The sequence below is a fragment of the Leifsonia poae genome, assembly GCF_050632865.1.
GTDB lineage: Bacteria > Actinomycetota > Actinomycetes > Actinomycetales > Microbacteriaceae > Leifsonia > Leifsonia poae_B.
The window spans coordinates 68,709-81,416 of sequence record NZ_JBODSA010000004.1 but is presented as its reverse complement, the minus strand read 5'-3'; the positions used below and the strand labels follow the sequence as shown (position 1 = coordinate 81,416).

Genomic DNA, 12,708 nt, shown 5'->3' with positions numbered 1-12,708 from the left:
GCGTTAGGCGACGCCCTTGATGGGCGGGTGGTGGAACGTGTCGCCGAAGACCCGCTCCGATGCGCCGACCCGGTCGAGGTACGGCGTGATGCCGCCCATCTGGAACGGGAAGCCCGCGCCGAGGATCATGCAGAGGTCGATGTCCTCGGGCTCCTCGACCACGTGGTCGTCGACCAGCATGCGGTGGATCTCGTCGGCCAGGCCGTCCTCCAGCGTACGGAGGATCTGCTCCTTCGTCCACGGGTTCTTGCCGCCCGAGACGATCTTCGCTGCGCCCTTGTCGAGGCCCTTCACCTTGCCCTTGGCGTCCTTCTCCAGCGGCGTGCCGTACTCGGCCAGCTTGTGCAGATTCTCCGAACGGTAGAACCGGTCGGGGAACGCCTCGTGGTGGGTGTCGAGCACGTGCGCGCCGACCTTCAGCCCGACGAGGTCGAGCAGCTGGGACGGCGGCATCGGCAGGCCGAGCGGCGCGATGGCCTCGTCGACGACCTCGAACGGCGTCCCGTCGTCGACGGCGTGCATCGCGTCCCCGAGGATCTTCGCCAGGATGCGGTTGACGACGAAGCCGGGGGTGTCGGCCGTGATGACCGCGTTCTTCTTGAGCGCGGCGGCCGTCACCATGGCGGTGGACAGCGTGGCCTCGTCGGTGTGCGGCGTCTTCACGACCTCGATCAGCGGCATGACCGCGACCGGGGTGAAGAAGTGGAAGCCGACCAGGCGCTCCGGGTGCTTCAGCTTCGCGCCGATCTGCTCCACCGACAGCGAGGACGTGTTGGTCGCGATGACAGCCTCGTCGGAGAGGAACGGCTCCACCTCGGCGAAGACGTTCTGCTTGACCGACAGCTCCTCGAAGACGGCCTCGATGACCCAGTCGCAGTCCGCGAAGTCGGCCTTGTTCGTCGTGCCGGTGACCAGCGCGCGCAAGCGGTTCGCCTCATCCGGGGAGATGCGGCCCTTCTCCTGCAGCTTGCCGATCTCGTCGTGGATGTAGGCGACGCCCTTGTCGACGTGCGCCTGGTCGAGGTCCGTGATCACGACAGGGACCCGCAGACGCCGCACGAAGAGCAGCGCGAACTGGCTCGCCATGTAGCCGGCGCCGATGACGCCGATCTTGGTGACCTTCTTCGCGAGCTTCTTGTCCGGGGCGCCCACCGGGCGCTTCGCCCGCTTCTGCACCAGATTGAAGGCGTAGATGCTCGCCTGGAACTGGTCGCCCGAGATGAGCTCCGCCAGAGCGTCGTCCTCGAGCGCGAAGCCGGCCTCCCGGTCGTTCGACTTGGCGGCCTTGAGCAGGTCGAGCGCCTTGTACGGCGACTTCGGCACGGTGCCGATGCGCGACTCGAGCATCTTGCGGGCGATGCCGATGGCGGCATCCCACTTGACCATCCGCTCGATCTTGCCCGGCTCGTTCGGGCGCTTCACGACGACCGCGCCGGTGAGGACCTTGTCGGCCCAGAGCAGCGAGTCCTCGAGGAAGTTCGCCGAGTCGAAGATCGCGTCCGCGATCCCGAGGTCGAACGCCTCCTGCGCCTTGAGCATCCGGTTCTGCTTGAGCGGGTTCTCGACGACGACCTTGAGCGCGTTCTCGATGCCGATGAGGTTCGGCAGGATGGTCGCGCCGCCCCAGCCCGGGATGAGGCCGAGGAAGACCTCGGGGAGGGCGAACGCGGCCGTGTTGCGGTCGATGGTGCGGTAGTCGGCGTTGAGGCCGATCTCCACGCCGCCGCCGAGCGCGAGGCCGTTCGTGAACACGAAGGACGGGACGCCGAAGGTCGCCTGCTTGCCGAGCACGTAGTGGCCCAGCTGGGGGAGCAGCTTCGCCACCTCGACGCTCGGGATGTCTCCCACGCGGCTGAGGTCGGCGCCAGCCGCGAGGATGAACGGCTTGCCCGTCACGGCGACCGCGTCGATCTCGCCGCGCTTCGCGCGCTCGGTCAGCTCGTCGAAGACGCGGCCCAGCTCCATGAGCGTGGCGGGGCCGAGCGTGTTGGGGCGGGTGTGGTCGCGGCCGTTGTCGAGGGTCACCAGCGCGAGGCGCTTGCCGCTCGGGAGCGGCACATCCTTCACAAAGGCGTGGGTGACGACCTCGTCGTCGGCGACGGCCTCGAGCGGGCTGAAGTCGATCTTGCTGTAGTCCGTCACGTGTCTCAGCCCTTCCGCGCGGCGCGCTTGTCGTAGTTCGGGTTCTCCCAGATCACGGTGCCGCCCTGGCCGAGGCCGACACACATCGCGGTGATGCCGTACCGCACCTCGGGGTGCTCGGCGAACTGCGCGGCGAGCTGGATCATCAGGCGCACGCCGCTCGCGGCGAGCGGGTGGCCGATCGCGATCGCGCCGCCCCACTGGTTGACGCGCGGGTCGTCGTCGGCGATGCCGAAGTGGTCGAGGAACGACAGCACCTGGATGGCGAACGCCTCGTTCAGCTCGAACAGGCCGATGTCGTCGATCGACAGCCCCGCCTTGCGGAGCGCCTTCTCGGTCGACGGGACCGGGCCCAGCCCCATGATCTCCGGCTCGACACCGGCGAAGGCGAAGCTCACCATCCGCATCTTCGGCGTGAGGCCGAGCTCCTTCACTGCGTCGTGGGACGCGAGGAGCGACGCGGTGGCGCCGTCGGTCAGCGGCGACGAGTTGCCCGCGGTGACGCGGCCGTGAGGACGGAACGGCGTCTTGAGGGTCGCAAGGCTCTCCATGTTGGTCTCGGGGCGCATGCCCTGATCCTGCGTGGCCAGGCCCCAGCCCGCTTCGGAGCGGATCGCGACCGGCACGAGGTCCGGCTGGATCTTGCCGGCTTCGTAGGCGGCGGCGAGCTTATGCTGGCTGCGCATCGCGAAGCGGTCGGAGCGCTCCTTGGTCAGCGCCGGGAAGCGGTCGTGGATGCGCTCAGCGGTCATGCCCATGTTGAGCGCGTCCTCGGCGACCATCTTCTCGCTGAGGAAGCGCGGGTTCGGGTCGGCGCCGAAGCCCATCGGGTGGCGGCCCATGTGCTCCACACCGCCGGCGATGACCAGGTCGTAGGCGCCGAACGCGATGCCGGAGCCGAGCGTCGTGACGCTGGTCATGGCGCCCGCGCACATCCGGTCGATCGCGAAGCCGGGCACCGACTTCGGCAGGCCGGCGAGGAGCGCGGCGGTGCGGCCGAGGGTCAGGCCCTGGTCGCCCTGCTGGGTGGTGGCGGCGATCGCCACATCGTCGATCCGGTCCTTGGGCACCTCGGGGTTCCGCTCCATCAGGCCGATCATCGCCTTCACGACGAGATCGTCCGCGCGGGTGTTCCAGTACTGCCCTTTTTCGCCGGCTCGCCCGAACGGAGTACGGACTCCGTCGACGAACACGACTTCGTTCCTATCGGCCACAGTGCCTCCCAAATCAAGGTCGGAAACGATCCTAGGTACACGACTGTGCACGAAAAGAATCGTTTGATCCTTCCTACGAAACGGGCTCGGACCCCTCGTCGGCGCTTTGGGTGCTTTCGACAAAAGCCTGAGCGATCACCTGTGCGGTTGCGGCAATCTGCCAGGGTCGCGCGCCGTGGGCGGACAGGGCCTCGCCGACCGTCTCGGGGGTGATCTCGGCGGGGGAGTCCACGCCACGCGGCGCAGCGTCTCGGGCGTCAGCAGGTTCTCGAGCGGGATGCTGCGCTCCTCCGACACGGTGGTCAGCGCGGCGCGGGCGGCCTTGAGCCGGGCGTCCGCCTCCGGGTTGCGGTCGGACCACGCGCGCGGCGGCGGCAGGCTGTCGCCGGTCCCGCGCAGCACCGGCAGGTCGTCGGTCGTGCGGCCGGCCTCGATCGCGGCCCACCAGCGGTCGAGCTCGCTGCGGCTGGCGCGGCCGGTGAACTCGCGCAGCGACGCGAGGGCGCGCTTGCTCTCGGGCATCGCCTTGGCGGCGGCGGTCAGCGACGCGTCCGGCACCAGGCGTCCCGGCGCCGTGTCCAGCTCGCGCGCCAGCGCATCCCGGCTCAGCCACAGCTCCCGGGCGACGGCGAGGTTGCGCAAGCCCCGGATGGAGTGGATGCCCGACAGCCGCCGCCACGGCTCGGCGCGCACCGGCGTCAGCTCGCGGACCAGCTCGTCGGCGAACTCCTGCCGCGCGATGTCCATCTTCCCGGACTCGTCGAGCAGCGCCGCGATGGCGTCGCGCAGGTCGGGCAGGAGCTCCACATCCAGCGCCGCGTAGTTCAGCCACGGCTCGGGCAGGGGACGCGTCGACCAGTCGGCCGCGCTGTGCTCCTTCGCGAGGTGGATGCCCAGCAGCTCCTCCACGACCGTCCCGAGTCCGACGCGCGGCATCCCGAGCAGGCGTGCGGCCAGCTCGGTGTCGAACACGATCGAGGGGTCGAGACCGACTTCGCGCAGGCAGGTGAGGTCCTGGGTGGCGGCGTGCAGCACCCACTCGTCGTCGTGGATGGCGTCGTTGAGCTCGTCGAAGCGCCCGATCGCCGGCGGGTCGAACAGGAACGTGCCCGATCCGCGCCGGAATACCTGGATGAGGTACGCCCGCTGCGAGTACCGGAAGCCGCTGGCCCGCTCGGCGTCGACAGCGACAGGCCCCTCGCCCGCGACGATCCGCTCGACGGCCCGCAGGTAGCCGTCCCGACTGTCGATGACGTTGTGCTCAGCCACGCGGTGTCCTTCTCGGCGAGGTCGCCCGCGTGCTCAGCAGGCTGACCCCTTCGCCGGTCGGCGGGAGGCCGGCGAGCATGCACAGCAGCTCGCCCCATCCCTCGACGTGCGCCGAGACGTCGGACTCCAGCGGGCTCCACGAGGCGCGCAGCTCGATCTGCGACCCGTCGCCCTGGGCGGCGAGCTCGCCGAACCCGGTGGAGATGATCTTGGTGGCCGTGCCGCTGGCGGCGGTGTAGCGGGCGTGTCGGGCGTCCAGCGCATCCACCAGCCACGACCACGCGACGTCGGCGAGGAACGGATCGAGCCCGATGTCGGTCTCGAGCGGCGCCTGCGCGAAGCAGACGATGCGGAACGGGCCGCCCCACGCCTCGGGCTCGTCGGGGTCGTACAGCAGGATGAAGCGTCCGGTGCCGAGATCCGAGTCGCTTCCGTGCCGGGCGGGCCGCACGTCGGCCGCGAGCGCGACCGAGTACGGCGCCAGCTGTGCGGGCGCGGGGATCTCCTCGATGACGAGCTCCGGTCGCGACACTGCGGCGCGGATGGACTGCAGCGCCGTGGCGAACTCCGCCGGATGCTGCGGTGGGGATGTCGGTGTCGGCACGCTTCGAACACTAGAAGCCTTTGCCGCGTCCGGGTAGTAAGGCACGCCGCCTGGAGAAGTCCTGAGGACGCGCCGGGGCCGCCGCCGGTACAGTGCAGACTATGGCGGCTAGCGGCTCGGGATCGGTGTTCGGCAAGGTGCTCGGGACGGCGGCCGTCGTCGCCGGGGGACTGGTGCTCGGTGCCGCCGCGACGGCAGCCTGGGCGACCGCCCGGGTCGCCCGCACGGTGATCACGCCGGTGCGCCGGCGGCCGCAGAACCAGCTCATCCGCGCCTTCGACGAGACCGCCGGGACGGTGACGCTCCGCGACACCCCGGACGCCGCGATGCCCGGCCGGTTCGGGCTGTGGTGGGGCAACGAGACGGCGTACGCCAAGCTCGGCGGCCTGATCGAGCGGGAGGACGGCTCGGTCGTCCGCGAGCTGGAGCGCGTCGAATTCGGGACGCTGCGCGCCGGTCGTGCCCGGATCAGCGGCTACTACTACCTGCAGCCCGAGGAGCTGGGGCTGGAGGTGACCAGCGTCGAGATCGAGACCGACCTCGGCGAGGCGCCCGCCTGGATCTTCCCGGCGCCCGCCGACGCCCAGGACGGCCGGTGGGTCATCCAGGTGCACGGCTGGGGCGCCTCCCGCCAGGAGGGCCTGCGCGCGGTCCGCACCTTCCACGACGCCGGCTTCACCTGCCTGCTCGCCTCCTACCGCAACGACGGCGACGCCCCCGAGAGCATCGACCGCCGCTACGGTCTCGGCGGGACGGAGTGGCGCGACATCGAGGCGGCGATCGAGTACGCCGTCTCGCACGGGGCGCACTCGGTCGTGCTCATGGGCTGGTCGATGGGTGGAGCCGTCGTGCTGCAGACGATCACCCGCTCGACCGCGCTGGAGCACGTGACCGGCATCGTCCTGGAGTCACCGGTGATCGACTGGATCGACACCCTCGAGTACCAGGGCAACCTCCTGCGCCTGCCCGACATGATGACGCGTGCTGCCATGCGCCTCATCGAGTCGGAGTGGAGCGGCCCGATCACCGGCCAGGGCGCACCCATCGACCTCCGCAGTATGGACTTCGTCGCCCGCGCCGCCGAGCTCAGCCTGCCCATGCTCATCCTGCACAGCGACGACGACGGCTTCGTCCCCTCCACCGGCTCCCGCGCGCTCGCCGCCGCCCGCAGCGACATCGTGACGCTGGTGCCGTTCGACACGGCGCTCCATACGAAGCTGTGGAACTACGACGAGGCGAAGTGGTCGGCGGCGATCGGGGACTGGCTGCGGGAGCACGTCCCGGCCGAGGCGGTTCCGGAGGACGTCACTCGTCGTGCGGCGGCAGCTCGCCCGCAGTGAGCGCGATCATGCGCGACATCGACCGCAGGTACTTCTTGCGGTAGCCGCCGCCCAGCATCTCGTCGTCGAAGACGTCGTTGAGCGCGACACCCGTCTGCACGATCGGGATCTCGGCGTCGTACACGCGGTCGATGAACGCGACGAGGCGTAGCGCGGCCATCTGGTCGTGCAGCACCTCGACGCCCGACAGGCCGATGACATCCACGCCCTCGATGATCTTGATGTAGCGGGACGGGTGCACGGTCGCGAGGTGGGCGATGAGGTCCTGGAAGTCGTCGCTCGTGACGGTCTCGCCGCGGCGGGCCATCGTCGCGACGATGCGCTCGTAGGCGTCCGGCTCCACGGTGACCGCGGCGCCGGTGGTGTCGCGACGGCGGTAGTCGAGGCCGTCGATACGGATGGTCTGGAAGTTGGACGACAGCGACTGGATCTCGCGCAGGAAGTCGCTCGCGGCGAACCGGCCCTCGCCGAGGGCGTTCGGCGGGGTGTTGCTGGTCGCCGCGATGCGGGTGCCGGAGGCGACGAGCTCGCCGAGCATCCGGGTCATCATCATGGTGTCGCCCGGGTCGTCCAGCTCGAACTCGTCGATGCAGATGAGGGTTGAGCCGCGCAGCAGGTCCACCGCGCCCGCATAGCCGAGCGCGCCGACCAGCGCGGTGTACTCGATGAAGGTGCCGAAGTACTTCGGCCCCGGCGCCTCGTGCCAGAGCGCCGCGAGGAGGTGGGTCTTGCCGACGCCGAAGCCGCCGTCGAGGTAGACGCCCGGCTTCATCGCCTCCACCTTCTTGCGGCTGCGGCTGAACAGACCGGCCGGGCGCTGCGGCTCCCACGTCTTCGCGAACAGCTTGAGCGTCGCCACGGCCTCCGCCTGCGACGGGTAGTCGTGGTCGGGCCGGTACGACTCGAAGGTCGCGTGCTCGAACTGCGACGGCGGCACCAGGCTCGCGGCGATCTCGGTGCCCGTGATTTGGGGCGAACGGTCGGCGAGGCGGGGGAGGGCGCCGGTCTGCTCGAGGGTCATGGCGGGTTATGCACCTTTGTGTCGAAGTCTTACCGCGGCCGTTCTCAGCCGCCTACGCTGGACGTAGATTCCTTGGCGTCGCAGGCTCTCCAGCCTATCCCCGCGACCTCACCTCGTTTCCGGGAGGGACACACCGTATGACCATCGAGACCGACCCGTCGCCCGAGTTCGCCGGCTACGCGCATCCGGAACGGCTGGTGAGCACCGACTGGCTCGCCGCCCACCTGGGCGAACCCGGGCTCGTCGTGGTCGAGTCCGATGAAGACGTGCTCCTGTACGACACCGGCCACATCCCGGGCGCGGTGAAGATCGACTGGCACACCGACCTCAACGACCCGGTCGTCCGGGACTACGTCAGCTCCGAGCGCTTCGCCGAACTGCTCGGCTCGAAGGGCATCGCACGCGACACCACGGTCGTCCTCTACGGCGACAAGAACAACTGGTGGGCCGCCTACGCCCTGTGGGTGTTCACCCTGTTCGGGCATGAGGATGTTCGCCTGCTCGACGGCGGCCGCGACAAGTGGATCGCCGAGGGGCGCGAGGTCACCCGCGACGTCCCGCAGCCGGCCGCCGTCGACTACCCCGTCGTCGAGCGCGACGACACCGTCATCCGCGCCTTCAAGGACGACGTGCTCGCCGCCCTCGGCACGCAGCCGCTCATCGACGTGCGCTCGCCGGAGGAGTACAGCGGCGAGCGGACCGAGATCCCCGGCTACCCGACCGAGGGCGCGCTGCGCGCCGGCCACATCCCGTCGGCGAAGTCGGTGCCGTGGGCGAAGGCGGCGGCGCCGGACGCGACGTTCAAGCGCCGCGCCGAGCTCGAGCAGGTCTACCTGGACGGCGCGGGACTGAAGCCCGGCGACGACGTCATCGCCTACTGCCGCATCGGCGAGCGCTCCAGCCACACCTGGTTCGTGCTCACCCACCTGCTCGGCTTCGAGAACGTCCGCAACTACGACGGGTCGTGGACGGAGTGGGGCTCGGCCGTGCGCGTCCCGATCGTCACGGGCGCAGAGCCCGGTGAGGTCCCGGCCCGCTGAACGCGTGCCCGCCAATCCGACGTAGCCTTGAAGCGTGACTGAACTGACGGGCGCGCTCGCCGAGATCCGCGACGACTTCCAGGCGCTGGAGCAGAACGACCGGCTCCAGCTGCTGCTGGAGTTCTCCGACGAGCTGCCGGAGCTGCCCGAGCGCTACCGCGACCATCCCGACCTGTTCGAGCGGGTCGAGGAGTGCCAGGCGCCGGTGTTCATCTTCGTCGAGGTGGATGCGGACGGCATCGTGCACCTGTACGCGACCGCGCCGCAGGAGGCCCCCACCACGCGCGGCTTCGCGTCGATCCTGGTGCAGGGCCTGGATGGCCTGACCGCCGACGAGGTGCTTGCAGTGCCCGACGACTTCCCGCAGACCCTCGGTCTCACCCAGGCCGTCTCGCCGCTGCGCATCCGCGGCATGTCGGCGCTGCTCGGCCGCGCCAAGCGGCAGGTGCGGGAGAAGGTGGCGGCCTAAGCGGTTCACGCCGCCGGGTCGCGATTCGCGACCTCCAGCAGCACGTCCGCGTGGCACGCCAGATCGAGCCGACACCAGCAGGCCAGGTTCTTCCCGGCCAGGGCGGCGCGGATCTCCTCCGGCCCCGGATACGCCAGCTCCTCGCGCTGCGCAGGGTCGTCGAGCATCGCCCGGAAGGCCGCGATCGCCCGCTCCCGCCCGAGCTCGGCGATCGGGAAGGGGTTGCCCCATTTGGTCGGCCGAGCGACGACGACCGTGTTGTCGGGCTTCCGCCAGCCCTTGCGCCGACTCAGCTGGATACGCTGTGGGCCCACGGCGCACCTCCCTTTCGCGTCCAGACCGCGTGCAGACGACATCCCGGCCCTTTTCCCTACGCCTGCGCGGCGCATCGGCAGCATCCCGAAACACAGTGTTTACACGCGACAGGGATGCGTAACAACCGCGAAACACGAGCATCCCTCCACGGAAACCTCTCGGCTCGAAACTGGCTCCACCCCGAAACCCCCATGAACCCGCGGGGCTTGCACAGAGAGGCAGATGATTCGCATGGTGCTCCACACAGCAGCGGACTACGCGGAGGCAGGGACGGTCAACGCCCTGTGGCTCCTCGTCGCCGCGGCCCTCGTCCTGCTGATGACCCCCGGCGTCGCCTTCTTCTACGGCGGCATGGTCCGGGCCAAGAGCGTCATCAGCATGATGATGATGAGCTTCGGCGCGATGGCCCTCGTCGGCGTCCTCTGGGTCGTCTACGGCTACGGTCTCGCGTTCGGTCCCGCCTCCATCCCTCACTTCCTCGGCACCCCGGACTGGTTCCTGTCGAGCCTGATGGGCAAGGACGGCATCACCCCCGACCTCGGCGGCCTCGCGTTCGCCGGCTTCCAGGCGACCTTCGCCATCATCACCGTCGCCCTGATCTCGGGTGCGATCGCCGACCGCGCCAAGTTCGGCTCGTGGATGGTGTTCGCCGGCATCTGGGTGACCGTCGTCTACTTCCCGGTCGCGTACTGGGTGTTCAACCTCGCCGACGGCTGGGCCCCCGCCGTCCTGCACGTGAACGACTTCGCCGGTGGTACTGCGGTCCACATCAACGCCGGTGCCGCGGGTCTCGCCCTGGCGCTCGTCCTCGGCAAGCGCGTCGGGTTCCAGAAGGGGATGTCCAAGCCGCACAACGTTCCGCTGACGCTACTCGGCGCGGCGCTGCTGTGGTTCGGCTGGTTCGGCTTCAACGCCGGTTCCGAGGCCGCGGTCGACGGCGTCGCCGCGATCGCCTGGGTCAACACCCTCGCCGCCCCGGCGGCCGCGACCATCGGCTGGCTGATCGTCGAGAAGATCAAGGACGGCAAGCCCACCTCCATCGGCGCCGCGTCCGGTGCCGTCGCGGGTCTGGTTGCGATCACCCCGGCCTGTAACATCCTGACCCCGGGCTTCGCGATCCTCCTCGGCCTCGTCGCCGGTGCCGTCTGCGCCCTGGCGATCGACCTGAAGTTCCGCCTCGGCTTCGACGACTCGCTCGACGTGGTCGGCATCCACCTGGTCGGCGGCCTCATCGGTACCCTCTGGATCGGCATCTTCGGCTTCACCCACGTCTACAACAGCAAGGGCGAGGCCACGGACCAGTTCTCCAGCCTCCTCTACGGCGGCAGCTTCTACCAGCTGGCCGTTCAGGCGGTCGGTGCCTTCGCGGTCCTGATCTACTCCTTCGTCCTGGCTTACGCCATCGGCTGGGTCATCCAGCGGACGATGGGCTTCCGCATCAAGAACGAGGACGAGCTGGCCGGCGTTGACACCGTCGTGCACGGCGAGGAGGGCTACGCCCTCGAGACGGTCTGACCGTCCTCCTGCCCGACACGGACGGGGCGTCGCCTACGGGCGGCGCCCCGTTCCGTCGTTCCGCCTCGCTAGGGTGAGGGGGTGATTCCGGTTCGAGGGAGCACCGCGGCGCAGGCCACGCCCGACCAGGTGGATGCGCTGCTCCTGTTCTTCTGCGGCGCGCTGGTGCTGCTGGCCGCCTTCGGGCTGGCGTTCTACGTGGGCGGCCTCGGCGGTCGCGCCCGCGCCGCGCGGGCGTTCCGGTTCGTGCTGGTCGGCGTCGCGGTGACCGTCATCCTCGCCGTCGCCGGCGGCTACGGGATGGTCGCGGGCTCGCCGCTCATCGGCCATCTCCTCGGGAGGCCGGACCCCGGCCTCGCCTCCCTGGCCGGCACAGACCCGGCCGCCACGTCTCCGTATCCGCTCGCCCGTGCGGGGTACGTCATCGCCGTGCTCGTGCTGTGCACGGCCGTCGTCGCCGTCGCGATCTCGTCCCGCCTCACCCTGCGCGCCTGGATCGTGTTCACCGTCCTCTGGCTGCCGCTCGTCGTCTTCCCGGTCGCCTACGGCGTGTTCTCGCTCGACGACGGGTGGGCGGTCGCCGGCCTCCACGTGGTCGACTTCGGGGAGCGCTGCCGATCGTGGCAGCGGGTGGCAGCGCCGTCGGCATCCTGCTCGCGTGCGGACGCGGGGAGCACCAGCCGTCGCGTCCCGTCACCCCGGCGCTCCTGGCGTTCGGCGGCGCCGCGCTCTGGGTGGGCTGGCTGGGCCTGGTCGTCGGCTCCGAGGGCGCGCTCGACGCGTACGCGCCGCTGATGGCCATCGGCGCGTTCGTCGCGTCCGCGACCGGCGTCCTGATGTGGATGCTGGTGGATGCGGTCCTCCTGCGCCGCCCCGCGCTCACCAGCGCGCTCTGGGGCGCCTTCGCGGGCCTGGTGTCCGTCACCGCCGCCTCCGGCGTGCTCACGCTCGGCTGGGCGATGCTGGTCGGCGCGCTGTCGGCGCTCGCGTGCGCGACGATGGTCGACCTCGCCGCCCGCGCGCGCTTCGGCCCCTCCTTGACGCTCTGCGTCGTGACGATCGTCGGGGGACTGGTCGGGCTGCTTTTCCCGGGCCTCTTCGCCAGCGGGAGCGGCATGGTCGACAGCGGCAACTTCGACCTGTTCATCGCCCAGGGCATCGCCGGGATGGCCGTGCTGCTCTATGCGACGACGGTGTCGCTTCTCCTGGCGCTGGCGCTGCGCTTCACGGTGGGGCTCACCCGCATCCGCTATGGTGCCGGACGTGGCCTCCCTGCGCAGCATTCTGTCGTCCCTGAGCGCGATGCTGCGCCCGTCGCGGACGGCGTCGCCGACCAGGCCGACTCCCGCCGCTGAACCGGGACGCGCTGGCTCCGGCGCGACGCAGCAGGTCGACCCGCGGTCGCTCGGCCGCATCCGCACCACCTACGAGCCCCGCCTGGACGGCGACGCCGACCCGGGGGAGATCGTGTGGACCTGGGTGCCCTACGAGGAGGCGGACGGCCGCGGCAAGGACCGCCCGGTGCTCGTCGTCGCCACTGAGCCGGGAGGAACCGTGCTGGCGGTGGCGTTGACGAGCCAGGAGCATCCGGGTCGGCCGGAGTACCTGGCGATCGGCTCGGGGGACTGGGACGGCCGCCACCGGCCGAGCTTCGTCCGGCTCGACCGGGTATTCCGGCTGCACCAGTCCGGGATGCGCCGCGAGGGTGCGGCGCTCGACGTGCGAGCGTACGAGACGGTGCGACGGGCGCTGGCGGCGCGGTACGGGTGGCGGTGAGCG

The 12,708-nt window shown here is 70.3% G+C and carries 12 protein-coding genes and 1 pseudogene; 7 read left to right on the top strand and 6 right to left on the bottom strand.

Translation table 11 applies throughout. The annotated features are described in order from the left end of the window. Nucleotides 1-3: 3 nt before the first annotated feature. The 4 genes and pseudogenes from ACRAWB_RS18020 to ACRAWB_RS18005 form a co-directional block, all read right to left on the bottom strand. The gene (locus ACRAWB_RS18020; RefSeq protein ID WP_431354611.1) at nucleotides 4-2,142 is read right to left on the bottom strand and encodes a 3-hydroxyacyl-CoA dehydrogenase NAD-binding domain-containing protein; all 2,139 of its coding nucleotides are present in this window, start codon (nucleotides 2,140-2,142) and stop codon (nucleotides 4-6) included. Nucleotides 2,143-2,147: 5 nt separating this feature from the next. Continuing rightward, nucleotides 2,148-3,335, bottom strand: coding sequence for a thiolase family protein (locus tag ACRAWB_RS18015; RefSeq protein ID WP_431354610.1), 1,188 nt, complete (start codon nucleotides 3,333-3,335; stop codon nucleotides 2,148-2,150). Nucleotides 3,336-3,429: 94 nt separating this feature from the next. Beyond that, nucleotides 3,430-4,625 (bottom strand): annotated as a pseudogene (locus ACRAWB_RS18010) (HRDC domain-containing protein). Next, nucleotides 4,618-5,229, bottom strand: a complete 612-nt coding sequence (locus ACRAWB_RS18005; RefSeq protein ID WP_431354609.1) for a DUF3000 domain-containing protein — start codon at nucleotides 5,227-5,229, stop codon at nucleotides 4,618-4,620. Before ACRAWB_RS18005 ends, ACRAWB_RS18010 begins: the two are co-directional and overlap by 8 nt. A 101-nt stretch (nucleotides 5,230-5,330) precedes the next feature. Here ACRAWB_RS18005 and ACRAWB_RS18000 point away from each other — a divergent pair, with 101 nt between their 5' ends. Beyond that, complete coding sequence (locus ACRAWB_RS18000; protein WP_431354608.1) at nucleotides 5,331-6,569, top strand: alpha/beta hydrolase family protein; 1,239 nt, start codon at nucleotides 5,331-5,333, stop codon at nucleotides 6,567-6,569. Here the strand turns inward: ACRAWB_RS18000 and zapE are convergent. Next, the gene (gene zapE / locus ACRAWB_RS17995) at nucleotides 6,535-7,590 is read right to left on the bottom strand and encodes a cell division protein ZapE (RefSeq protein ID WP_431354607.1); all 1,056 of its coding nucleotides are present in this window, start codon (nucleotides 7,588-7,590) and stop codon (nucleotides 6,535-6,537) included. The two genes, ACRAWB_RS18000 and zapE, sit on opposite strands and share 35 nt — an antisense overlap. Before the next feature lie 137 nt (nucleotides 7,591-7,727). Between zapE and ACRAWB_RS17990 the strand changes: the two genes are divergently transcribed. Both ACRAWB_RS17990 and ACRAWB_RS17985 read left to right on the top strand, forming a co-directional pair. Next, the gene (locus ACRAWB_RS17990) at nucleotides 7,728-8,630 is read left to right on the top strand and encodes a sulfurtransferase (RefSeq protein WP_431354606.1); all 903 of its coding nucleotides are present in this window, start codon (nucleotides 7,728-7,730) and stop codon (nucleotides 8,628-8,630) included. A gap of 34 nt (nucleotides 8,631-8,664) precedes the next feature. Beyond that, complete coding sequence (locus ACRAWB_RS17985) at nucleotides 8,665-9,099, top strand: SufE family protein (RefSeq protein ID WP_431354605.1); 435 nt, start codon at nucleotides 8,665-8,667, stop codon at nucleotides 9,097-9,099. A 5-nt stretch (nucleotides 9,100-9,104) separates the two neighbouring features. Here ACRAWB_RS17985 and ACRAWB_RS17980 read toward each other — a convergent pair whose 3' ends face one another. Continuing rightward, nucleotides 9,105-9,413: a DUF4326 domain-containing protein gene (locus ACRAWB_RS17980; protein WP_431354604.1), complete on the bottom strand. Its 309-nt coding sequence runs from the start codon at nucleotides 9,411-9,413 to the stop codon at nucleotides 9,105-9,107. A gap of 232 nt (nucleotides 9,414-9,645) precedes the next feature. On the opposite strand from ACRAWB_RS17980, the gene ACRAWB_RS17975 reads away from it, so the two are divergent. The 4 genes from ACRAWB_RS17975 to ACRAWB_RS17960 all read left to right on the top strand — a co-directional run bounded on the left by ACRAWB_RS17975 (nucleotide 9,646) and on the right by ACRAWB_RS17960 (nucleotide 12,705). Continuing rightward, nucleotides 9,646-10,929 (top strand): ammonium transporter, encoded by a 1,284-nt coding sequence (locus tag ACRAWB_RS17975; RefSeq protein ID WP_363809261.1) that lies wholly within the window; start codon nucleotides 9,646-9,648, stop codon nucleotides 10,927-10,929. Between the two features lie 81 nt (nucleotides 10,930-11,010). Further along, nucleotides 11,011-11,724 carry a hypothetical protein gene (locus ACRAWB_RS17970; protein ID WP_431354603.1) on the top strand — a complete coding sequence of 238 codons (714 nt, stop codon included), beginning with the start codon at nucleotides 11,011-11,013 and terminating at the stop codon, nucleotides 11,722-11,724. Further along, nucleotides 11,637-12,284, top strand: a complete 648-nt coding sequence (locus ACRAWB_RS17965) for a hypothetical protein (RefSeq protein ID WP_431354812.1) — start codon at nucleotides 11,637-11,639, stop codon at nucleotides 12,282-12,284. Before ACRAWB_RS17970 ends, ACRAWB_RS17965 begins: the two co-directional genes overlap by 88 nt. Further along, entirely contained in the window at nucleotides 12,232-12,705 is a 474-nt protein-coding gene (locus ACRAWB_RS17960) for a type II toxin-antitoxin system PemK/MazF family toxin (RefSeq protein WP_431354602.1), read from the top strand. The genes ACRAWB_RS17965 and ACRAWB_RS17960 overlap by 53 nt, the downstream gene beginning before the upstream one ends. Nucleotides 12,706-12,708 lie beyond the last annotated feature (3 nt).